Raw genomic sequence first — 21,986 nt, 5'->3', positions numbered from 1 at the left:
ATGGCGAGTGGCATCTACCTCCCCACGATGGAGGACATCTTCGACACCACCCAGCTGGCGCTGGACTGGGACGCGGAGACGCACAAGTGGGCTCTTTACACGGTGTCGCGGGCGCCTGACTACAACGCGAACACTGGGTACTCCAGCACGAACGAGATCAGCGGCACCGGATACACGGCCGCCGGGAAGGTCGTCACGGGCACGGCTTTCTCCCGTCCTGGCGCCGGGGTCAGCAAGTACTCGACGGACGCCGTCCAGTGGGCGTCCTCCACCCTGTCGGGTGTGAGGCACGTCGACATGTACGCCGACGCCCTCGCCGGGGATCCGCTGATGATCGGCATCGACCTCGGCACCTCCTACAACACCAGCGACGGGACCCTGCTCATCACCCCGCACTCCAGCGGGTTGATGACCGTCGACTGGACCCCATAACCCCGCTGTCCCTGCCCGCCCCTCAACTCCCCTGAAGGAGGTGACGGGTGGCCACCGACTTCGGGTCTGCGTCCAGCGCCGTCAGCGCCAACGCGTCCTTCACCGTCCCCGCCCCGACCGGCACCGCAGCGAACGAGGTGCTGGTCGCGTTCGTGTACCGGACCAGTAACGGCACCATCAGCTTGAGCGGCGGCACGACGTGGAACGTCCTGTCTGGCGGCCTCAGCAGTACCAAGTATTTGCTGGCGTGGAAGTACACCGGGGGGAGCGAGCCTGCCTCCTACACGGTGACGTTGAACGCTGCCGACAGCACTCACATCTCTATCATCCGGTCGCCCGGAGGCCCGAACTCGACCCCCGTTTTCGCGGTCAACCCGAGCGCTGGGGACAGCACCAGCATTGTCACGCCGTCCGTCACTCCCACCACCGCCAACGACCTGCTGATCCGTTTCGCCGCAGGTCTCGGTGGCGGGTCTGGCACCACCTGGACGCCCCCCGCCAGCCACACGGAGCGGACAGACCAGCAGCAAGCATCGGACGCCACTGGCACCTCGGCGACGCGGCTGCTGGCGAGCGGGGCTGCCACCGGAACCGCGGCGTTCACGGCGTCGATCGGGGTTTTCACTGCGGTCGGCATGACGGTGGCCATCGCTGGGTCGATCAGTGCGAGCGCCACCCCCGACCCCGTCGCCGCGACCACCTCGGTCCCGGCTCCGACGGTGTCGACGGGCGCGGGTGCTCACCCGGCTCCGGTCGCCGTCACCACGGCGGTCCCTGCCCCGTCCGTGTCCTCGGGGGTGGGCGCCCATCCGGACCCGGTCACGGTCACCGCCTCGGTCCCGACGCCGAACGTCAGCACCGAGCCGACGGAGCTCGTCTACCCCGACCCCGTCACCGCCACCACGGCGGTCCCTGCTCCGGCAGTCTCCGCAGGCGCCAGCACCACCCTCACCACCGCCACCGCGACCACGACGGTCCCGGCCCCGACGGTGCGGGTGGACGCTGACGTCATCATGGGCGTCGTCGCCGTCCAGGCCACGGTCCCGTCGCCGGTCGTGGACGTGCCGATCCTGCCGGGCGACAAGGTCACGAGGGCGGGTCAGGCTGAGTGGCAGGGATTCCTGCTCGGGTCCGGCACGCCGTACTCGTGGCAGGAGCTGACCGGGTGGCGCACCCTGCCGCCTGTCATCTCCGGCTCCGTTGACCAACCGCTCGGGCACGGGTCGTATGACGGTCAGCCGTACCTCGGCGAGCGCACCGTCACCTGGGTGACGCTCATCAAGGCTCCGAGGTCGCAGATCGCGGGGGCGATCCGGGATCTGGAGATGGCCGTCAGCGTCTCCCCATCTGAGGACCCCGGCTCGCTCGTCATCTGGGATCTAGACGGTGCTGAGCCGTACCTGGTGCACGGTCATGCCACTCAGCGCGAGCCGGGCCCCATCACCCGGCAGGCCCGGCTCGGCCTGTCCCGGGGTGTCCTCCAGTGGGTGTGCTCGGACCCGCGCCGGTACAGCGTGGTCCGGTACAGCGCTGTCATCCCGAAGGATGCCGAGACGGCCGTGCTGAACAACGGCAACGCCGACTCGCCAGAGATCTTGAGAATTCCGGGGCCTGCGACGACACCGCAGATCGAAAACCTCACGCTCGACCGCGTGGTCGGTTTCGACATCACGGTGCCCGACGGGCACCTGCTGGAGATCGACACGAAGCACGGGACCGTCGTCCTCGACGGGGACGACAAGCTCTCCACCCTCATCGAAGGCTCCACCTCGGTCAAGGACTTCGTGCTCGGCCCCGGCCCCAACACCTTGCTTTACACGACCGCGTCCGGCGGTACGGCCGGACTCGCCGTCCTCTGGCGCCACGCCATCGCCTGACCTCAAGGAGGTGTCGTGTCCGCCGACCCCCGGTCCATGCGTGTCACCGAGATCTACGGTCCGTACGACCTGGCCGACGCCCCCACCGGCATCCAAGCCGGGGACCTGCTCGTCGCCATCATCACCGTGTACGGGTCAGACGAGGCGCCGTCCATCACGGGCGGCACCCCGTGGAATCTGCAAGACGACCAGGCTGAGTATCCGCTGCACACGTACGTCTTCACGCAGGCGGCAGGTCCCACCAACCCTTCGTCCTACCAGATCACCCTGGAGGACAGCACCGAGGCGACGTGCACAATCCTGCACATGCGCGGCGCCACCCCCGCAGGCATGCTCCTGGTCTCGGATTCCTGGAGCCAGACAAGCACGTTCTTCGGAGTGTGGTGTCCGGACGCCTCCCCCGGAGCCGCCGGCGGGGCGGAGGTTCGGTATGCCGCCGGGTGTTCGGTGTTTCCTCCTGCCCCGTCGTGGTCAGGCGGCGCCGGGTACCTGACACGGCAGGCCGACGCGGTTTTCATGTCGTCGTGGTGCGGCGCCCGCACCATGCTGTCCAGCGCCTCCCTGCCGGAGATGCAGGTCGACCCGTCGAAGAGCGTGACGGCCTGGGTAACGTACACGCTGGTAATCCAGGCCGGGGCGATCGTGCCGGAGACCCCGCCGCCCCCGGCGTTCACTCCGGGCAGGGGGTCTGCGCTCTACAGGTATACGGCGCACGACTTCCTGACTGGCGAGTACCGCGATGACCTGTACCCGCAGGGCGTGACGTACGACAAGAGGATCAGCGAGGCGGGCGCTTTCTCTGGGACGCTGCCGGTCCCCAACGCCCGGGTCGCCCAGGCCGTGCGGCGCGTCATCCCCCTCACCCGCTCCGACCTCACCACGGGTCCGGGCCGGATCGAAATCAGGATCTGGCGCGACGGAGTCTTGGCCGGCCGATACTGGCTGCACGGGGCCCGGATCTCACGGGGGCGGGACGGGAAGGTCTCCGTGCAGCTGCGCGCCAGCACCTTGGACTCGTACTTCTTCTCCGTCCGCGTCCGCACGACCCTCACCTACTCGGGCAACCAGATCGCCAACGCCCGCTCCCTGCTCACGCACGCTCAGGCGCAGCCCGGAGCCAACATCGACTTGCAGCTGCAGGGCGGCACGGGCGGTGGATCCCGGCCTCTGGAGGTGAAGCCGGACTCCGGGACGTCGTACGGCCGCGCCGTCCAGGAGTACGCCAAGACCAGCGACGGGTTCGAGTACACCCTCACCGAGGAGGTCGGGCCGGACGGAGTCACGTCGACCTGGGTCTGGGGCGCCCCGAAGATCGTCAGCAACACGGTGCACGTGTTCACCGAGAGCCCGCACGGCGGCGAGATTGACCAGTGGTCGATCGACATCGACGCCCTCCGAGGCGGTACCGACTGGGACGTACGCGGCGGCACCCCTGAGGGGGACGCGACGGAGGACCGCACCCCGGTCTACTCGACGACGAAGACGACGCCGCACCGTGCGGCGGGGTGGCCGCGCATCGACCACCTGGTGGACCACCCCACCCAGAGCACCGACGTCGGCACGCTGAACGCGTACGCGGACTACTGGGCGGCGAGGGCGGGCGGCGCCGTATGGGTGCGGTCCGTGACCGTCATCCTCGGCCGCCACTCCTCCCTGACCATGAACTCGCTGGGCGACCTCGCCCGGCAGGTCATGACCAACGTCTGGCACGAACGCGTCGACGGGGGCGCCGGGTACGACGCGTCGGAGCGCATCATCGGCATCGCCGTCACCCCGTCCGAGAAGGGCATCGGCAAGGACATCGTGCAGCTCATCCTGGAAAGCGAGGCCACATGACAGACCTGTACGGCACGGACCTGTCCCGCATCATCCAGGACCTGCTGAAGCGCATCGAGCGCCTGGAGGCCGCCCAGCGGTCCGGCCCGGGCCTGACGGTCGGGAAGGCCAGCGGGCCTTTCAACTTGCCGACGGGCAGCGCGTCCACGCCGGGGAGCGGCGCCAACCTCATCTTCGACGGGTCGATGGTGAGGGCCGTGGACTCCTCAGGTACTTCCCGGCCCCTCGGAATCGTCCAGACGACCACACCGCAGTACCCGACTTCCTTCACCAGCCCGGCGTCGATCGGCAGCGCACCCACCGCAGCGAACTACAACGCGTTGCGAGCGGACGCGGCCATGTTGCAGGTCTGCCTCCGGGACGTGATCAACAAGGGTGCTGTGATCCCTCTGTGGCCGTCCCCCTGAGCCGGGAAGGCGCCCGTGTGGAGGGTGCGCTTCCGAGGGATGCGCGGGCGCCTTCCCACCCCCGGTGACAGATCTGTCATCGACATTTCACACCGTCTGACCTGGCGAAATACCTTCCCGGGGCCATCTCCGATGACAGATGACAGTTCCTCTCCTGTTATCGCCTTACGTGCGCGCGCACGCGTACGCGTGAGGGGGGAACGCGGCGGAACCTGTCATCCGTCACGGCCACCCTGGCATCCGCGCGTTCCTGCACGTCAACCCGCCTACCACCGTTGTGACGGATCCGTGCGACCCGTCATCCCCTCTGAACGGAGCCCACCGAGTGACCGAGATCCTTGCCGTCTGCGCAGCCCTGGCCATCCTGGCCGGGGGCGCGACCGTCGTCGTGCGGCTCCTGGCCGTCATCAAGCGGCTGCACGACTGGCTGGACGACTGGCAAGGGGAGCCCGCCAGGCCCGGGGTTCCGGCCAGGCCGGGCGTGATGGCGCGCCTGGAGGCGATCGAGGCACGCACCGAGACGATCGAGGCACGCGTCGAGGTGGTCGACGCTCAGCTTCGGCCGAACGGCGGCTCCTCGGCGCGCGACGCGGTGGATCGGGTCGAGCGGACCGTCCGGCAGATCGAGCACGCCCTCACCACCCCCGACTTCCCTCCGGAGGTATGACCATGGCCAGGATGCCCGGCGCGCAGTGGCGCCCGATCCCCATCAACTACACCCGGCACGGCCAGGTCGAGGTGCGTGGCGTGGTGCTGCACATCATGGCCGGAACCCTCAGCGGCACCGACAGCTGGTTCCGGAACCCTGCCGCGGACGCGTCGAGCCACTTCGGCACCAGCCGGGCGGGCGAGCTCCGCCAGTGGGTCGACACCCGGGATCGGGCGTGGGCGCAAGGCGCTGGCAACCGGTCATGGATCTCGGTCGAGAACGAGGGCCGCGGCGGGGACGTCCTCACCGACGAGCAGCTCGACGCGTGCGCCCGCATCCTCGCCTGGGCCCATCAGGAGCACGGCGTCCCACTCCAGGTGGCCACCACCCCGGACGGCCGGGGTCTCGGCCATCACGGGATGGGTGGTGCGGCGTGGGGCGGCCACCTGGCCTGTCCCGGCGCGCGAATCGTCGCGCAGAAGCGAGAGATCATCGCCCGCGCGAAGCGGCTCCTCGCCGGGCAGGAGGACGGGCCGCCGCCGTGGCCGGGCCGCCTCCTCAAGTACGTCACCGGGGCGCCGCTCATATCCGGCCAGGATGTCCGCACCTGGCAGGCCGCGCTCACCCGAGCGAACTTCCCGGTGCGGATCGACGGCTACTACGGCGCGAAGAGCCGCGCGGCGACGCGCGCGTTCCAACGGACCCACCGCCTGGTCGACGACGGCATCGTCGGCCCGGCGACGTGGCGGGCCGGTGTCCGGTAACTCACCCCGCCCCTGGCCGTCACCGCGGCGGCCATGACCTCCCACGGAGGAACACTGTGAACGACCTCATCTTGTCCTGGATTCGTACCGCGGTCCCGGCCGCCGTAGGGTCCCTCATCGCGTGGCTCGCCACCAAGGGCCTCACCCTCGACCCGGCGGAGGCGACCGGCCTGATCCTGGCCGTCGGCGGTGCGTGCGTCACCCTCTACCAGGTGGTGGTGTCCACTCTGCAGCGGCGTTGGCCGATCATCGGCGTCCTGCTCGGATCCACGAAGCTGCCGACCTACCAGGCGACCGCGCGAGGCACGCACTCGGATCGGCCCCTGCACACCCTGTAGCCGTTTCGGCTCCGTAGGCGTACCGTGGCCTCACCCGTGGCGAAGGGTGGGACGCGAGCCCCCGCTCGTCCTCCATGTGAGGGCGAGCGGGGGCTTTTTTCGTCATGCTGGACGCCATGAAAATGACAGACGTGCGGCTGATCGGCGGCCCGCTGGACGGTGGCCTTCTACCCGGCCAGGAGATCGATGATGATCCTGGCGCCTATCTGGTCGTGCCCGGGTGGGTGTCCCGGGCCGTGTATGAGCCGCTTCCGGATGGGGATCGGGCGGTGTGGTACTACCGGGGCGATGTCGCCTGACCGCCTTTCTGTTCCAGGATCATGAGCACCTCCTCCACCGGATCGATCGAGGTGTGATCCACCTTGGCCAGCGGGGTGAGCGGCAGCATGGCCCCGTACTTCGCGCTGAGACCGGCCACCCACGCGTCCACGACTTCCTGGCTGCCCGTATTGATCCAGGCGGGAATCGTCACCTCCCGCAGCTGCGGGTGCTGTTCCAGGATCGGCCCGGCGGATTCCTTCGCGACCCGGCCCAGCTGTACGTTCGACAGCGCCTCACCTGCCATGAAGCTGAGCAGGGGGCTGAGTTCGCTGATGGCCGGGACCAGCTGACAGTTCGTGGTGACGGTCAGGATGTGCGCGAGCGGGAATTCACGCGTTTCGTCATTCGTGGACATAGCGCCTCCCAGGGAAAGGGAAAGAGGGGAAGCCGCGATTGATCGGCCGCGACTGAGTGTGCCTTCTTCTTCTGACCCGCGCATTTCATTCGGCGCTTTTTTAGGTTTTTGTCACGTTTCGCGCGGGCCCTTCGTGGCTTCCCGCGCGTCCGTCTTGACTCGGCGCCTCCTCAGGCAGACGATCACAGCGGTGATCGAGAAATTTCCAGCAACTGGAGGGCATCCATGCGTCTGCGGTTTCTTGGTACGAACAGCGAGCAAGGCACCTGCCCGGCCGTCTACGCGACGGACCGCGACACCTTCGTCGTCCAGGGGCGGATCGTCGATGACCCCAGCGCGTTGGGGGACGTGGTGAACCTGGGCGCCGACGAGACGCTCGTCGAGATCCCCCGGGAGCTCGTCCAGTTCTTCGACAAGAGGTGACCATGCTGTCTGAGGCCGAACTCGGCGCCCTCCTGGCCGGGTTCACCCGGGAGGCGTTTCGGTTCGAGCTGCGCGACCGCTACAACAGCACGGTGGGCCGGGAGCCGTACCGGAAGTGGGAGGCCGGGGAGGCGGACGACTACGCGTGGCACCAGGGGTGGCTGGAGAAGGTCCGTGCAGACCGGGCCGCGGGGAAATCCTGGCGGCGGGTGCGGATCGTGTCCGTCCCGGTGTCGGACTACACCCGGTACGGCATCCACATCGGCCGGCTGAACGTTCAGGCCGGGGAGGACATCCGGTACCTCGACCGGGCGGCCGCCGAGCAACTCGGCGTGAAGCCGTACGACGCGTGGCTCCTCGACGAAACCCAGCTCATAAGGCTGCACTTCCACGCCACCGACGACACGTTCACCGGGGCCGAGCTCGTCACCGATCCCGAGGTCGTCGGCCGGCACCTGGCGTGGCGGGACCTGGCCTGGCAGCACGCCCAGCCGCTCGACGAGTTCGCCGCGACCCTGTGACCCCTCCGCTCCTCGGCAAGCAAGCCCTGCAGGCCCTCGGGATCCGTCTGCGTGACATCCGGCGGGACGCGGGCCTGACCGGTCGTCAGCTTGCCGAGGCGTGTGGGTGGGGGCCGTCGAAGGTCTCGAAGCTGGAGCATGGGAAGCAGGTCCCGGCCGAGGCGGACGTGCGGGACTGGTGCATCGCCTGCCGGGCGCCCAGCGAGATTCCCGACCTGGTGGCTGCGCTCCGGCAGCTCGACGCGCAGTACGTGGACTGGCGTCGGACGCTGAGCACCGGGACGAAGCGGCGCCAGCAGGCCAACATCAGCGCCTACGAACGAACCGTCCTGTTCCGGGTGTGGGAGCCCGCGGTCGTCCCCGGGCTGTTGCAGACGGCCGATTATGCCCGCGAGATCCTGGCCACCGTCATCGACTTCCACGGGATCCCGGACGATGTCGAGGCTGGGGTCCAGGCCCGGATGGACGCGCAGCGTGTCCTCACGCACGGGGACCGCCGGTTCCTGCTGCTGATCGGTGAGACCGCGCTGCACACCAGGGTCGGGGACGTTGAGGTGATGCGCGCGCAGTTGGCCCGGTTGGTGGAGGCGGCCCGGATGCCGCGCGTCAGCCTCGGCGTGCTGCCGTTGGCCGCGCCGTACACGGTGCCGAGGAACAACGGGTTCACCATCTACGACGGCCGGTCGGTCACGGTGGCGACGTACACGGCCGAGCTTGCGCTGCAGCAGCGCCACGAGGTGGCCGTGTACGAGAAGGCGTTCGACCGGCTCACGGCCCTGGCGGTGTACGGCGCGAAGGCCCGGGAGGTGATCGCCCGCGCTGTTGCTGATCTTGAAGAAATCTGAAGCAACATCCTTCAGGCTGGGATCCGTGCAGCCGTAGCGTCCTGACCATGGGCGATGACCTCCAGCACCCCCACACCCCACGGCGACGACACCGTACCCGCGACCTCCCGGAGCCCCCGGCCCCGACCGACCAGCGGTGGCCGGCCATCCACGCCCCATGGGGGATCGTGACCATGTGGCCCATCCCCGCCTCCCCCGGGTCCGTGCCGGGTGAGCCCCGATGAGCCGGGGCGACGACCAGAAAAGACGGCGGCTCCTGCTCGGCCCGTACGACCCGGCGAACTCCTACCGGGCCCGCGTCGACCCGGAGACCGCCCACAACGCGAAGGACTGTGAGCACTGCGGTCAGCGCATCGCCCGCATCACCTCGGCGTGGGGTGACCTGTGGGCGACCAAGGGCGGCTACAGCACGTGCTCGCAGTCGTCGGACACCTTTCACAAGCCCGCGTCCGACTGACCCACTCAGACCCCCGGTTTCCTGTCGTCGCTTGCCAGGAGCCGGGCCCGGCGCCCCGGGCTCTTCTGGAGGGGAGACCCCTGCGGGCGCCTCATGCGGCCCCCCGTGCAGGTGATGCTGCATGGGGGGTCGCACCTTTTTGCGCCTGAGTTAAGTGCGGAAAGACCGCTTAACTTTTTCGCGCATAGGTGGAAGACGACCAGGTGATACGATGCGCAGCGCATAGGTGGGTTGCACGTAAGACCAGGTTAAGAGGATGATCGGAGCCCCCTCCCTTCTCTCACGCCCCCTTTATCCGCCGTGCTCAGAGGCGGTCGGCCGGAGGAAAGATCATGGAAAAACACATCCGGATCGGGCGCGTACAGGTGACCGATCGAGTAACAGGCCGCCCAGCCTTAACCCTCTTTGTTGTCTTTCCGGCCGTCAGGAAGGCTCCCGGCGGCCGGAACGTGATCGAGCCCGGCCCGGCCCGCGTCCCGGACGATCGCATCGGCCCGCCCCGGATGAGACCTCCGGGGCGGGCCGGGAACCGTCGGCCGGCTCCTGGAGACGCGTCCCGGAAGCCGGTGCCCGTGTGAGGGGCCCGTCGTCCTAGGCGTCCGCCGAAGGCGCCTGCCGGTGAAGTCGATGCCGCTCCACGCCCTCCGCCACGAGAGCCACCAGCACCGCCACATCGGGGATCGTTCTGACCTGGCGGGAGATGGCCGGTCTGCCGAAGCCGGTCCAGATACGTAATCGCACTCGTGCGCGTTCGAGGCCGGTGATCTCCGACCAGCGCACGAGCCGGTCGCCGTCGCGCACGCCCTCGGCGGTGACAGTGATCGGACCGAAGGTCGAGCTGCCCGTTTCGGCGATTTCCGTCACCCTGCGCGGATAGCCGATCTCCAGCATGTAGTGCTCGATGGCCGCCGTGAGCTCCTCATCCCGGGCGTAGGGAGGTCTGGCCAGGTTCAGCTTCCCGCCGTTCTTCAGCGTCAGGATGCACCGCTCGACGTCCTGGGAACCGCCGCGTTGGTAGACCCGGGTCGTCCACTTCCGTACGTAGGCCACGTCCTCCCAGACGATCAGACGCTTCAGGACGGCGTCCCCCGTCGTGAGCAGCAGCCCGTTGGAGCACAGGTACAACCGCCTGCGGGCCTTCAGCCAGAGGGGCGGGACGCAGAGCAGGGCCAGCCCGAGGGCCACGGCGCCCATCGCCCTCCCGACGTCGTCACCGATCAGAATCCCCGGTGCTCCGAGGAGCGTAAGAACGACGACAATTCCCGCTTCCGCCAGGACCGACTGGCGGAAACAGTCAACAATCTCGCCCAGCCCGGTCTCATCGACGATCTCGATGATTTTCGGCGGGTAATCCGGCACCAGAATTCTCCTCCCAAAATCATGCCATCGACACTTCTCCTTCTATTTGGCCACGAATTCACTGAGTTCGCGTGGCCGGGAGAAAGAAAACGATGCCATCCCTGTGGCCTCGGCGCCCAGGTGCCGTTCGCCGCCCACTCGGACGAGAACGAAAATCCAATTGGCCGAACAGGGGGAGTCGCGGGAACGACGAATCCGTGAACGACACGGGCCCGGATTCCTTTACGGACGCCCAACCGTCATTGACGAAGACCAGCGGAAATGGCCGGCCATTTCCCGCGCTCTCCTGCCGACGGCCCCGGAGAGGCCCGGTCACGAGATGTTCCGGACCGGCCGCAAACGCGACGCCGGGCACCGCGATCGGTGCCCGGCGTCATGTCCGCACCGCCTCGCCGCTCGCCGTACCGGTCCCCGGACGGCCGCGGCGCGGGCGGATGGTCGTCGTGTTACTTCGGCAGTTTGGCCCGGTGCTCGGGGCACAGCAGGACGACGGCCGCGCCCGCGATGTAACCGGACGTCTCGGCGCCGAACTCGTCGGTGACCGGGCTGCTCAGCGTGACCTGGATGAGGTTCTTGCCGGTGTCGAGCGCACCGCAGACGTCCTTGCCGAGCTGCACCAGCCTGCTGGAGGCGACGCCGCTCAGCTCCTTGCGCTGCCGCACGGTCTTCAGGAACAGGTCCTCCTTCTCGTCCTGGGAGAAGGAGAAGGAGGAGGACGCGGTCGGGGTCGGCTCGCCCTCGTCGGGGTCGTCGGAGGAGGACTCGTCCGTGGAGTCGGGGGACGGCTCGTCCGTGGACAGGGACGACTTGGTCGGCCTGGGGGTCTCGGGGGCGTTCGTGACCAGCGCGACCGAGGAGCCGCTGTTCCGGTTGAAGAGGTAGACCGCGCCACCGGCCGCGACGATCAGGACCGCCACCACGGCGACCACGGCGATCACGACCCCCTTGCCGCCGCCCCCCGAGGGCGGCGGGGGCGGGCCCGGCTGCCAGCCGGGAGGAGGTCCCATGGGAGGAGGCTGCTGCCAGCCCTGCTGCGGCCCCTGCTGGGGGTACGGCGCCGTCGGCTGCTGGCCGTACGGTGAGCCCTGCTGCGGCCCCTGCTGGTAGGGGCCCTGCTGCGGCTGGTACGGCGGTTGGGGCGGCGCCGGCGGCCACTGCTGGGGCCCACCCTGCGGATACGGCTGGGGCCCGTCCTGTGGATACGGCTGCTGCGGAGGATGCACGTGCGCACCATACGGCGTACCTCTGACATTTCGCCGGAGAATGCCCGGGAATACCGGCGATAGATGCACAAAAGAGACAGCCGCCGGGGACGGTCAGAAGGTGAAGCCCTCGCCGGTCCTTCCCGGTCCGTGCGCCCTGTCCAGCTCGGCGCCCAGGCCGGGCACGAGACGTTCGAGGACCTCGTGCCACTCACGGTGGCGGCCCGGGTGTTCCACCAGCGCGCCGCATGTCCTGCAGGCAGGGGGCTGGGATTGCGTCATGTCGAGATCCCTCCGGGTAGACGTCCGGCACCTCGGACCCGTCACCTGCCCCGGCAGAGCGATCCGGAACCGTGTCCCGCCGATCGTCCGCGCCGTGCCGTACGGCGTCGCAACCGTGAGCTCAAGGGCCGCAGAGGTCACAGCGCCTTCAAGCCCTCAGAGGTCGACGTCCCGGGAGGCGAGCGCGCCGAGCGGCACCTCACCGGCCGGGGTCACCACGACCTTCCTGCCCGGCTCCTCGTATCCGTGCTCGGTCAGCCACATCAGGATGCCGATCCCCAGGTCGTCGAAGGTGACCGGGGAGTCCGGCGAGAAGATGTCCTCCCCCTTCTCCCCGGCGTCCCCCTCGACGATCGACAGGGTGTACGTGGTCATGGCGTCCCCCGCTGCAGTTTCGTTCCTACCGGGGTCCATACCCAGGCGGGAGCCCGTGGGCTCCCGCCTTCACCCGGGTCAGTTGGCGGGGATGACCGCCCCCTTGTAGGTCTGCTCGATGAACTGCTTCACCTCGGGACCGGCCAGCAGCTTGGCGAGCTTGACCACCTGCGGGTCCTGCTCGTGTCCCTCGGCGACCACCAGGCCGTTGACGTAGGGGTTGTCCTGGGCCTTCTCCAGCACCAGCGCGTTCTGCGCGGGGTTGAGGCCCGCCTCAAGGGCGTAGTTGCCGTTGATGACGGCGGCGTCCACGTCCTCAAGGGAGCGGGGCAGCTGCGCGGCCTCGAGCGGCTGGAACTTCAGGCTCTTGGGGTTGCCGGTGACGTCGCGCTCCGTCGCGGCGGTGCCCGCCCCCTCCTTGAGGGTGATCACGCCGTTGTCGGCGAGCAGCTTCAGCGCCCGGCCGAGGTTGGTCGCGTCGTTGGGCACGGCCACGGTCCCGTTCTGCGGCAGGTCACCAAGCTTGGTGATCTTCTTGGAGTAGAGGCCGAGCGGCTCCAGGTGGACCGGCTGCAGGAAGACCAGCTTGGTGCCCTTGGAGGCGTTGAAGTCGTCCAGGTAGGGCTTGTGCTGGAAGAAGTTGGCGCCGAGCCGCCCCTCGCTGAGCTGCACGTTCGGCTGGACGTAGTCGGTGAACTCGACGATCTCCAGGTTCAGGCCCTCCTTCGCGGCGAGCTTGTCCTTGACGAACTTCAGGATCTGCGCGTGCGGGACGGGGCTGGCGCCGACCTTGAGCACCTCGGCCGCGGGACTGGACGGATCCTTGGCCCCGGCGGCTCCGGCGTCCGCGGCGGGCCCGGAGGAGCCGCAGGCCGCCAGCGAGACGACCAGGGCCGTGACGGCGGAGGCGATTCCTATGAATTTACGCATTGTGCGCTCCTTTTGGGTGTGGAAAACCAGGGCTCCCGCTTGTGACGGGGTCCCGGGGGGAGTGGAGGGATCAGCCGCGTTGCAGGCGGCGGGCGACGGTGTCGCCCAGGGTCTGCACGAGCTGGACGATGACGACCAGCACCACGACGGTGACCACCATGAGGGTGGTCTCGAAACGCTGGTAGCCGTAGCGGATCGCCAGGTCGCCGAGCCCGCCGCCGCCGATCGCCCCGGCCATCGCCGAGTAGGAGATCAGCGCGACCACGGTCACCGTGAGCCCCGCGACCAGGCCCGGCATCGCCTCGGGGAGCAGGACCTTGCCGATGATCGTCGTACGGCTGGCGCCCATCGCGTGGGCCGCCTGCACCTTGTCGGAGCCCACCTCACGCAGCGAGGTCTCCACCAGCCTGGCGAAGAACGGCGCCGCGCCCAGGGTGAGGGGGACGACGGTCGCGGCGGTGCCGATGGTCGTGCCCACGATCATCCGGGTCAGCGGGATCACCGCGATCATCAGGATGATGAACGGCAGTGAGCGCCCGACGTTGACGACCAGCGCGAGCACGCGGTTCAGCGGCCAGGAGGGGAACAGCCCGCCTCGGTCGGTGACGACGAGGGCGACGCCGAGCGGCAGGCCGAGCAGCGCGGTGAACAGGGTCGACCACAGGACCATCTGGACGGTCTGCCAGGTGTTCTCCCACAGCAGGGGCGCCATCTCATCCCAGGTCATGCCTTCTCCTCCAGCGTTACGGGCGCGTTCACCGGGCTCTCCTCGACCAGCAGGCCGCGACCGGTCAGGTAGGCGAGGGCCTCGGCGCGCTGGGCGCCGCCCAGGCGCAGGCGCAGGCGCCCCGTGGACAGCCCGGCGACCTTCTCCAGCGCTCCGCCGAGGATGTTGACGTCGACGTCGAACGTGCGCGCCACCTGGGAGACCACGGGCTCGTCGGCCTGCCCGGTGAAGGTGATCGTGACGTCGCCCGGCTCCGCGGGGGGCAGGGGGAACAGTTCGGCGGCGAGCCTGGACCCCGGCGTGGCCAGCAGTTCGGGGATGGTCCCCGACTCCTCGATCCTGCCGTGGCGCATGATGGCGGCCGAGTCGCAGATCGTCTTGACGACGTTCATCTCGTGGGTGATCAGCAGGATCGTCAGGCCGAGCTCCCGGTTGAGGCTCTTGAGCAGGGCCAGGATCGACTGGGTCGTGCCCGGGTCGAGCGCGGAGGTCGCCTCGTCGGACAGCAGCACGGCGGGGTTGCCCGCCAGTGCCCTGGCGATGCCGACGCGCTGTTTCTGGCCGCCGGAGAGCTGGGCGGGGTGGGCCTTCGCCTTGTCCGCGAGCCCGACCAGTTCGAGCAGCTCGGTCACCCGCCTGGCGCGTTCGGCCCTGCCAGTGCCCATGACCTCTAGGGGGAAGGCCACGTTGCCCGCGACCGTGCGGGAGGACAGCAGAGCGAAGTGCTGGTGGACCATGCCGATCCGCTGCCTGGCCCGGCGCAGCCGGGCCTCCCCGAGCGCGGTCAGCTCCTGTCCCGCCACGGTCACGGTGCCCTCTGTCGGGCGTTCGAGGAGGTTGACGCAGCGCAGCAGGGTGCTCTTGCCCGCTCCGCTCTGGCCGAGCACGCCGAAGATCTCGCCCTCGCGGACGTGGAGGTCGACGCGCTCCACGGCGGTCACCTCACGGCCCCGGTCACGGTAGACCTTGCGCAGGCCTGACACATCAATCACAGCTGTTCCCCAACATGAACGGGTCCTCGAAAGGTTCTACGGCGGGTTCCACGGCGGGGAGGGCGGCTAGCGCGTGCCGGGGTTGAAGGGCAGGTGGCACAGGCGGCGCAGGACGAGATGGTCCGCGGGGCAGGTCATGGTCTCGGGGCCTTCGTGAGGACGGGCGGGCGAAGCTAGTGCTTGAAGCGCATACAGCTTGGAACACACATGTGGGGCATTTCGCACATGTGCTCGCCGAAGGAGACGGCCCGCCCCTGCGGGGTCGCGTCTGCCTGGTTCGCCACGTTCACGTCTGCCTCAACACGGGGTCGGCCTACCCGGATTCCCGGCATTTCATGTGATCCCTATCACCCCCATAGGGGAATTCGCCGCCCGAACACGGCGAACGGCCCGCCCCTCCGGCGAGGAGGGACGGGCCGTTCGCGGGATCGCCCAGGTCAGGCCACGGCCTTCTCCGCGACCTTGGCCGGGGTGAGCGCGATCTCCAGCACTTCCCGGACGTCGCTGACCGTGTGGACGGTGAGCTCGTCGCGGACCGCCTGGGGGACGTCGTCCAGGTCGGGCTCGTTGCGGGCCGGGATCAGCACCGTGGTGATGCCCGCCCGGTGGGCGGCCAGCAGCTTCTGCTTGACCCCGCCGATCGGGAGCACCCTGCCGGTCAGGGAGATCTCACCGGTCATGGCCACGTCGTTCCTGACCGTACGGCCGGACAGCAGCGAGGCCAGCGCGGTGGTCAGGGTGACACCGGCGGAGGGGCCGTCCTTGGGCACCGCCCCCGCGGGGAAGTGGATGTGCACCGAACGGTCCTTCAGCGCCGTCACCGGCAGTTCGAGCTCCGCGCCCCGCGAGCGCAGGTAGGACAGCGCGATCCTGGCCGACTCCTTCATGACGTCGCCGAGCTGGCCGGTCAGGGTCAGCCCGGTGTCACCGGTCTCCGGGTCGGCCAGGGACGCCTCGACGTACAGCACGTCCCCGCCCGCCCCGGTGACCGCCAGGCCGGTGGCCACGCCGGGCACCGCCGTACGCCGGCTGGACTCGGGAAGCGACGACTCCGGCACGTGGCGCGGACGGCCGAGGTAGGGGACCAGGTCCTCCACCGTCACCGGCAGCCCGGCCTCGCCGAGGGCGACGTTCGCGGTCACCTTGCGCAGGACCCTGGCGATCGAGCGCTCCAGGGAGCGCACGCCCGCCTCGCGGGTGTACTCGCCCGCGAGGGAACGCAGGGCGTCCTCGCCGAGGGTGACGTCCTCGGCGGTGAGGCCCGCCTTGTCGAGCTGGCGCGGCAGCAGGTGGTCACGGGCGATCGCGACCTTCTCGTCCTCGGTGTAGCCGTCGAGCGTCACGACCTCCATCCGGTCGAGCAGCGGCCCGGGGACGGCCTCGAGGACGTTGGCCGTGGCCAGGAAGAGCACGTCGCTCAGGTCGAGCTCGACCTCCAGGTAGTGGTCGCGGAAGGTGTGGTTCTGCGCCGGGTCGAGCACCTCCAGCAGGGCGGCGGTCGGGTCGCCCCGGTAGTCGGAGCCGACCTTGTCCACCTCGTCGAGCAGCACGACCGGGTTCATCGAGCCCGCCTCGCGGATCGCGCGCACGATCCGGCCCGACTGGGCGCCGACGTAGGTGCGCCGGTGTCCGCGGATCTCGGCCTCGTCGCGGACGCCGCCGAGGGCGACACGGACGAACTTGCGGCCCATCGCCCTGGCGACGGACTCGCCCAGGGAGGTCTTGCCCACTCCGGGAGGCCCGGCCAGCGCGAGCACGGCGCCACTGCGGCGCCCGCCGACCACGCCCAGGCCCTTCTCGGCCCTGCGGCCGCGCACCGCGAGGTACTCGATGATGCGGTCCTTGACGTCGTCGAGGCCGGTGTGGTCGGCGTCGAGGACGGCACGGGCCGCGGCGATGTCGTAGGAGTCCTCGGTCCGCTCGTTCCACGGGATGTCGAGAACGGTGTCCAGCCAGGTGCGGATCCAGCCGACCTCGGGAGACTGGTCGGAGGTCCGCTCCAGCTTGTCGACCTCCTTGAGCGCGGCCTCGCGCACCTTCTCCGGCAGGTCGGCCGCCTCGACGCGGGCCCGGTAGTCCTCCTCCTCGGTCTCCGGGGAGGAGCCGTTGAGCTCGGCCAGCTCCTTGCGGACCGCGGCCAGCTGCTGGCGGAGCAGGAACTCGCGCTGCTGCTTCTCCATGCCCTCCTGGACGTCCTTGCGGATCGTCTCGGCCACGTCGAGCTCGGCGAGGTGCTCACGGGCCCACTCGACCAGCCGTTCGAGCCGGTCGGCGGGGTCGGCGGTCTGCAGGATCTCGACCTTGCGCTGGGTGGTCAGCCAGGGGGCGTAGCCGGAGTTGTCGGCCAGCAGCGACGGGTCGTCCATCTTGTTGACCGCGTCGACGACCTGCCAGGCGCCCCGCTTCTGCAGGATGGTCGTGGTCAGCGCCTTGTACTCCCTGGCCAGCTCCTCGGCGCGCTCCCCCGCCTCGGGGACGTCCATCACGCTCGCCTGCACCCACAGGGCCGCGCCCGGGCCCGTGGTGCCGGAACCGACGCGGACCCGGCCGACACCGCGGACCACGGCGGCGGGCTCACCGCCGGGCAGCCTGCCGACCTGCTCGACGACCGCCCTGACACCCACGGCACCGTACTTGCCGTCGATCCGGGGAACGAGCAGCACCTCGGGCTTGTTGTCAGCGAGTGCCCGAGCGGCGTCGATCGCCGCCCGGACCTCGCCCTCCGAAAGGTCAAGCGGGACGACCATGCCCGGCAGCACGACCTCGTCGTCGAGGGGCAGGACCGGGAGGATCAGGCTCTCACTCATCTGCGCTCCAAAGGTTGAGTTATACCGACTCAATTAATGGGAGCCCGTGATTGTTCCCGGAGTTGAGCGTGTTCGCTGTGAGCGATCGTAATCGTGTAATCGAGCTGGTGTACCTCTCAGGGGTGACGTACGAGGTCACCCCCCGGTGGGACGCCGTTCCAGGCGCGTCTGCCTAGGCTGGACGGGTGGAACTGCCCGCCGGTCTCGTATGGCTCGCCCGCTCCCTGACCCTGGCGGTGGCCACCGGGCGGGCCGACCCGCCCTTCCCCCGTTCCCGCCGCCTGCGGATACCGATCCCCGCCGCCCTGCGGCTGCTGCCGTTCCACGCCGTCGACCTGGTCGTGGTGGCCAACCTGCTGGTCTTCTGGCTCGTGTACGGCGAGGACCTGCGCTTCCTCCCCGGGGACGGGCGGCTGCTCGGCTACCCAGGATGGTGGCTCTCCCTCTCGGCCCTGCTGTCCTCGGTCCCCGTCCTGCTGCGCGAGCACTGGCCGCTGGCCGCCTGGCGGATCTCCCTGGTCGGCGCGTGCGTCATCGCCCCGATCCAGGAGATCCTGGGCGGCGCGGGCGGCATGCCCGTGCCGCTCCCCGCGGCCGTGCCCTACCTGCTGGTGGTCTACTCCGTCGCGGTCCGCTGCGAGCGGAGGATCACCCTGGGTGTGTGGACCGTCTCGGTGCTCGTCCTGCTGTCGACCCCCGGGGGTTTCGACAGCATCACACCGGCCGCGATCCTGGTGGCCGTGACCGCCCTGCTCGGCTACAACGTCCGCAGCAGACGGCTCGCCACCCTGCGTCTGGCCCAGGAGGAACGGCGCAGCGAACAGGCCCTGGCGGCGCAGGCGACGCTGGAGGAGCGGGCCAGGATCGCCAGGGAGCTGCACGACGTCGTCGCCCACCACATGTCGGTGATCGCCATCCAGGCCGAGGCCGTACCCCTCCAGGCGGCCGGGGACGTCGGGCGCCTGGAGGAGGGGCTGCGGGAGATCCGTGCGCTCTCGCTGTCCGCCATGACCGAGATGCGCCGGGTGATCGGGGTGCTCAGGGACGCCGAAGGACGGGTGGACACCGCTCCGCAGCCAGGACTCGGCCGCCTCGACGAGCTGGTCGGCAACGCGCGCTCGGCCGGCCTCACCGTGGCGCTCTCCCTCAGCGGCGACCTGACCGGGCTGCCCGAGGCGGTGAGCCTGTCGGCCTACCGGATCACCCAGGAGGCGCTGAGCAACGCCATGCGGCACGCGCCCGGCTCGGACGTCTCGGTGCGGATCTCCCGTTCCGGCGGCGCGCTGAACGTCAACGTGACCAACGACGCCGGACGCCCCTCCCCCGGTACGGCGCAGCGCACGGCGGGTCCCGGGCACGGCCTGGTCGGGATGCGGGAACGGGTCGCCATGCTCGACGGGAGACTGTGGGCCGGGCCGGTCGGGACGGGATTCGCGATCACCGCCATACTGCCGGTCGTGGAGGAGACATGACGATCCGGGTGCTCATCGCCGACGACCAGGGCATGGTCAGGACCGGCTTCACCGTGTTCCTCGGCTCGCAGCCGGACATCGAGGTCATCGGCGAGGCGGCCGACGGCCGCGAGGCCGTGACGGAGGCCACGCGGCTGCGTCCCGACGTGGTGCTGATGGACGTGCGGATGCCGGTCATGGACGGCCTGGCCGCGACCAGGGAGATCATGGCCGCGGCGGACCCGCCGAAGGTGCTGATCCTGACCACCTTCGACCTCGACGACTACGTCTACGAGGCGCTGCGCGCCGGAGCCAGCGGCTTCCTGCTCAAGGACGCCTCCGCGCGGCAGCTGGCCGAGGCGGTCAGGGTGGTCGCCTCCGGTGAGGCACTGCTGGCCCCCTCGGTGACCAGACGGCTGATCGCGGAGTTCGCCCGGGTCGGCCCGCGCCGTCCCCGGATCAGGCCGGACGGCATCACCGAACGCGAGACCGAGGTGCTCGTCCTCGTCGCCCAGGGCCGTTCCAACCAGGAGATCGCCGCGGAGCTCGTGCTGTCCGAGCAGACGGTCAAGACACATCTGGGACGCATCCTGGCCAAGCTGGACCTGCGCGACCGGGCCCAGGCGATCGTGTACGCCTACGAGACGGGTCTGGTCAGGCCGGGCGAGTGAACCCGTCTCACCCCGTGGGGGGACCCGGGACTGACCTCTCCAGGACGATGTAAGCGACAGATCACGATTTTTAGCCTCTTGCCGGTTCCTATCCGGCCAGGAGGCCCGCATGCCACGCCGCACGTCCGTTCTCGCCGTCGCCGCAACCCTCGGCTACCTGCTCGTCCCGGCCCCGCACGGCGACCGGATCATCAGGGTCTACGGCGACCCGGGTACGGCAGGGCACGTCGCGATCCTCGTCCCGGGCTCGGGCACGACCTCGGCCGCCTTCGACGGCGGGCCCAGGCCGTACCGCAGACCGGGGGGCGGGGCCAGGGCGCTGCTGGAGCAGGCACGGGCCCTGGACCCCGGCGGGGACGGCCTGGCGGTGGTCGCGTGGCTCGGCTACGACAGCCCGGAGATCGACAGTCTCAGCGTGCTGACCGAGGGGGCCGCGCGGGAGGGCGGCACCGCCCTGCGCCGCTACATCAGGGACACCCTCGGCGGCAGACGGGTGAGCCTGCTGTGCCACAGCTACGGATCGGTCGTGTGCGCCAAGGCCGTGCCCGGCTCCGGCGTCACGGACCTCGCGGTCTTCGGCAGCCCGGGCCTCGGCGTCTCCTCGGCCGCCGAGCTGGGCGGCGTGCGGGTGTGGGCGGGCAGCGGCACCGGCGACTGGATGCGCCTGGTGCCCAAACTCAGGCTCGGACCGCTCGGTTTCGGCCCGGACCCGGCGGCGCCCTCCTTCGGCGCCCGTCCGTTCGCGACGGGGGCGACGGAGCACGGCGACTATCTGAGGCCCGGCGGGACGGCGCTGCGCAACCTCGCCCTCATCGCCCTCGGCAGGACGGAGGAGGTCTCGGGTGGCTGAGAGCACGTGGGCCGCACGCGCGCGCCGGATCGAGGCGGCGACCCCCGAGGGCCGGGACCGGTGGATCGACGCGCTGCGCGCGCTGGCGATCCTCGGGGTCGTCCTGGGGCACTGGCTGGTCACCGCCTGGTGGGTCGAACCCGGCGGGGGCCTGCGGATCACCAGCCCGCTCTCCCGCCTGGAGTGGACGGCCCCGCTGTCGTGGGCGCTGCAGACGCTGGCGCTCTTCTTCTTCGCCGGGGGCTACGCGGCGGCCAGGAGCCTGCGCTCCCCGGCGGGCGGGGCGGCCTGGGTCAGGGCCAGGCTGGGGCGGCTGCTGCGGCCCGCCGGGGCGCCCGTGCTGGTCTGGGCGGGCGTCGCCCTCGGCGCGGCGCTGCACGGCATGCCCGCGGGAACCATCAGGTCCCTGCTGCTCCCCGCGGTCGGGCCGCTGTGGTTCCTGGCGGTGTTCGCGGCGCTCAACGCGGTGACCCCGGTGCTGCTGCGGGCCCGGCCCTCGATCGTGGCCGCCTGCGCGTTCGCGGTCGTGCTCTGCGTGGACCTGCTCAGGTTCTCCGGGACGGCTCCCGGCCCGCTGATGTGGGTGAACCTGGGGGCGGGGTGGCTGGTGCCGTACGCGCTGGGGGTCCACCGGGCCCGCGGCGGGCTCGTCTCGCGCCGCGCGGCGCTCCTGCTGCTGGTCTGCGGGACGGCCGGGGCCGTGTCGCTGGTGACCTGGTTCGGGTATCCGGTGAGCATGGTCGGCGTGACGGGGGCGAGGGTCTCCAACCTCAGCCCGCCCACGCTCGCCGCGGTCTGCCTCGGCCTCGCCCAGGTGGGGGCGGCGCTGCTGGCGCGCGGCCCGATCGAACGGCTGACCCGGCGGCCCCGGATCTGGGCGGTGGTCGTGACGGTCAACCTGGGCGCCATGGCGATCTTCCTGTGGCACCAGGCCGTGCCGACCGTGGCGGTCCTGGCCGCGCTGCGGCTCGGCCCCGGGGAGGTTCCCGGGCAGCTCGGTCCGGTGGACGGGCTCCCCTGGGTGCTGTTCCGGCTGGCGTGGCTCCCGGTGTTCGCCGCCGCCCTCTACCTGGCACTGGCCGCACAGCCCAATAAGAGATGATTTTTTATGACAT

General features: G+C 70.1%; 25 protein-coding genes. 16 read left to right on the top strand and 9 right to left on the bottom strand.

The annotated features are described in order from the left end of the window. The 8 genes from ACFYY8_RS06225 to ACFYY8_RS06190 all read left to right on the top strand — a co-directional run bounded on the left by ACFYY8_RS06225 (window position 1) and on the right by ACFYY8_RS06190 (window position 6,602). Window positions 1-432 (top strand): hypothetical protein, encoded by a 432-nt coding sequence (locus ACFYY8_RS06225; RefSeq protein WP_390037699.1) that lies wholly within the window; start codon window positions 1-3, stop codon window positions 430-432. 47 nt (window positions 433-479) lie between these two features. After that, on the top strand, window positions 480-2,309 hold the full coding sequence (locus ACFYY8_RS06220; RefSeq protein WP_390037697.1) for a hypothetical protein: 1,830 nt from the start codon (window positions 480-482) through the stop codon (window positions 2,307-2,309). Window positions 2,310-2,324: 15 nt separating this feature from the next. After that, window positions 2,325-4,145 (top strand): hypothetical protein, encoded by a 1,821-nt coding sequence (locus ACFYY8_RS06215; RefSeq protein ID WP_390037695.1) that lies wholly within the window; start codon window positions 2,325-2,327, stop codon window positions 4,143-4,145. Beyond that, the gene (locus ACFYY8_RS06210; RefSeq protein WP_390037693.1) at window positions 4,142-4,552 is read left to right on the top strand and encodes a hypothetical protein; all 411 of its coding nucleotides are present in this window, start codon (window positions 4,142-4,144) and stop codon (window positions 4,550-4,552) included. Before ACFYY8_RS06215 ends, ACFYY8_RS06210 begins: the two co-directional genes overlap by 4 nt. Window positions 4,553-4,877: 325 nt before the next feature. Further along, a complete protein-coding gene (locus ACFYY8_RS06205) occupies window positions 4,878-5,219 on the top strand; it encodes a hypothetical protein (protein WP_390037691.1) in 342 nt (113 codons plus the stop codon). A gap of 2 nt (window positions 5,220-5,221) precedes the next feature. Continuing rightward, window positions 5,222-5,965: an N-acetylmuramoyl-L-alanine amidase gene (locus ACFYY8_RS06200; RefSeq protein WP_390037689.1), complete on the top strand. Its 744-nt coding sequence runs from the start codon at window positions 5,222-5,224 to the stop codon at window positions 5,963-5,965. A 56-nt stretch (window positions 5,966-6,021) separates the two neighbouring features. Next, window positions 6,022-6,303: a hypothetical protein gene (locus ACFYY8_RS06195; protein ID WP_390037687.1), complete on the top strand. Its 282-nt coding sequence runs from the start codon at window positions 6,022-6,024 to the stop codon at window positions 6,301-6,303. A gap of 104 nt (window positions 6,304-6,407) precedes the next feature. Next, window positions 6,408-6,602 (top strand): hypothetical protein, encoded by a 195-nt coding sequence (locus ACFYY8_RS06190; protein ID WP_390037685.1) that lies wholly within the window; start codon window positions 6,408-6,410, stop codon window positions 6,600-6,602. Here the strand turns inward: ACFYY8_RS06190 and ACFYY8_RS06185 are convergent. Continuing rightward, window positions 6,581-6,979: a hypothetical protein gene (locus tag ACFYY8_RS06185; protein WP_390037683.1), complete on the bottom strand. Its 399-nt coding sequence runs from the start codon at window positions 6,977-6,979 to the stop codon at window positions 6,581-6,583. The two genes, ACFYY8_RS06190 and ACFYY8_RS06185, sit on opposite strands and share 22 nt — an antisense overlap. Before the next feature lie 225 nt (window positions 6,980-7,204). Between ACFYY8_RS06185 and ACFYY8_RS06180 the strand changes: the two genes are divergently transcribed. From ACFYY8_RS06180 to ACFYY8_RS06165, 4 genes are all read left to right on the top strand, one after another. After that, window positions 7,205-7,402 (top strand): hypothetical protein, encoded by a 198-nt coding sequence (locus ACFYY8_RS06180; protein ID WP_390037681.1) that lies wholly within the window; start codon window positions 7,205-7,207, stop codon window positions 7,400-7,402. A 2-nt stretch (window positions 7,403-7,404) separates the two neighbouring features. Then, window positions 7,405-7,923, top strand: a complete 519-nt coding sequence (locus tag ACFYY8_RS06175; RefSeq protein ID WP_390037680.1) for a DUF6879 family protein — start codon at window positions 7,405-7,407, stop codon at window positions 7,921-7,923. Continuing rightward, window positions 7,920-8,768 (top strand): helix-turn-helix domain-containing protein, encoded by an 849-nt coding sequence (locus ACFYY8_RS06170; RefSeq protein WP_390037679.1) that lies wholly within the window; start codon window positions 7,920-7,922, stop codon window positions 8,766-8,768. The genes ACFYY8_RS06175 and ACFYY8_RS06170 overlap by 4 nt, the downstream gene beginning before the upstream one ends. Window positions 8,769-8,988: 220 nt before the next feature. Continuing rightward, window positions 8,989-9,225 (top strand): hypothetical protein, encoded by a 237-nt coding sequence (locus ACFYY8_RS06165; protein WP_390037678.1) that lies wholly within the window; start codon window positions 8,989-8,991, stop codon window positions 9,223-9,225. Between the two features lie 591 nt (window positions 9,226-9,816). Here ACFYY8_RS06165 and ACFYY8_RS06160 read toward each other — a convergent pair. The 8 genes from ACFYY8_RS06160 to lon form a co-directional block, all read right to left on the bottom strand. Continuing rightward, window positions 9,817-10,584: a DUF6585 family protein gene (locus ACFYY8_RS06160; protein WP_390037676.1), complete on the bottom strand. Its 768-nt coding sequence runs from the start codon at window positions 10,582-10,584 to the stop codon at window positions 9,817-9,819. A 446-nt stretch (window positions 10,585-11,030) separates the two neighbouring features. Beyond that, entirely contained in the window at window positions 11,031-11,807 is a 777-nt protein-coding gene (locus tag ACFYY8_RS06155; protein ID WP_390037674.1) for a DUF732 domain-containing protein, read from the bottom strand. Between the two features lie 93 nt (window positions 11,808-11,900). Continuing rightward, window positions 11,901-12,068 carry a hypothetical protein gene (locus ACFYY8_RS06150; RefSeq protein WP_352009247.1) on the bottom strand — a complete coding sequence of 56 codons (168 nt, stop codon included), beginning with the start codon at window positions 12,066-12,068 and terminating at the stop codon, window positions 11,901-11,903. 156 nt (window positions 12,069-12,224) lie between these two features. After that, window positions 12,225-12,443, bottom strand: coding sequence for a hypothetical protein (locus ACFYY8_RS06145; RefSeq protein WP_352009246.1), 219 nt, complete (start codon window positions 12,441-12,443; stop codon window positions 12,225-12,227). 78 nt (window positions 12,444-12,521) lie between these two features. Then, the gene (locus tag ACFYY8_RS06140) at window positions 12,522-13,373 is read right to left on the bottom strand and encodes a MetQ/NlpA family ABC transporter substrate-binding protein (RefSeq protein ID WP_390037671.1); all 852 of its coding nucleotides are present in this window, start codon (window positions 13,371-13,373) and stop codon (window positions 12,522-12,524) included. Window positions 13,374-13,443: 70 nt separating this feature from the next. After that, the gene (locus tag ACFYY8_RS06135) at window positions 13,444-14,100 is read right to left on the bottom strand and encodes a methionine ABC transporter permease (RefSeq protein WP_390037669.1); all 657 of its coding nucleotides are present in this window, start codon (window positions 14,098-14,100) and stop codon (window positions 13,444-13,446) included. Then, on the bottom strand, window positions 14,097-15,092 hold the full coding sequence (locus ACFYY8_RS06130) for an ATP-binding cassette domain-containing protein (RefSeq protein WP_362916769.1): 996 nt from the start codon (window positions 15,090-15,092) through the stop codon (window positions 14,097-14,099). Before ACFYY8_RS06130 ends, ACFYY8_RS06135 begins: the two co-directional genes overlap by 4 nt. Window positions 15,093-15,529: 437 nt before the next feature. Then, the gene (lon, locus tag ACFYY8_RS06125; protein ID WP_390037666.1) at window positions 15,530-17,899 is read right to left on the bottom strand and encodes an endopeptidase La; all 2,370 of its coding nucleotides are present in this window, start codon (window positions 17,897-17,899) and stop codon (window positions 15,530-15,532) included. Between the two features lie 185 nt (window positions 17,900-18,084). Between lon and ACFYY8_RS06120 the strand changes: the two genes are divergently transcribed. From ACFYY8_RS06120 to ACFYY8_RS06105, 4 genes are all read left to right on the top strand, one after another. Beyond that, a complete protein-coding gene (locus ACFYY8_RS06120) occupies window positions 18,085-19,371 on the top strand; it encodes a sensor histidine kinase (RefSeq protein ID WP_390037664.1) in 1,287 nt (428 codons plus the stop codon). After that, entirely contained in the window at window positions 19,368-20,021 is a 654-nt protein-coding gene (locus ACFYY8_RS06115) for a response regulator (RefSeq protein WP_390037662.1), read from the top strand. The genes ACFYY8_RS06120 and ACFYY8_RS06115 overlap by 4 nt, the downstream gene beginning before the upstream one ends. 109 nt (window positions 20,022-20,130) lie before the next feature. Next, window positions 20,131-20,871 carry an alpha/beta hydrolase gene (locus ACFYY8_RS06110; protein WP_390037660.1) on the top strand — a complete coding sequence of 247 codons (741 nt, stop codon included), beginning with the start codon at window positions 20,131-20,133 and terminating at the stop codon, window positions 20,869-20,871. Then, a complete protein-coding gene (locus tag ACFYY8_RS06105; RefSeq protein ID WP_390037658.1) occupies window positions 20,864-21,973 on the top strand; it encodes an acyltransferase in 1,110 nt (369 codons plus the stop codon). Before ACFYY8_RS06110 ends, ACFYY8_RS06105 begins: the two co-directional genes overlap by 8 nt. Window positions 21,974-21,986 lie beyond the last annotated feature (13 nt).

This window comes from Streptosporangium sp. NPDC001559, from assembly GCF_042893955.1.
Taxonomy (GTDB): domain Bacteria; phylum Actinomycetota; class Actinomycetes; order Streptosporangiales; family Streptosporangiaceae; genus Streptosporangium.
Note: the sequence above shows the minus strand (reverse complement) of the source record. Positions and strands in the feature narration are given on the sequence as shown.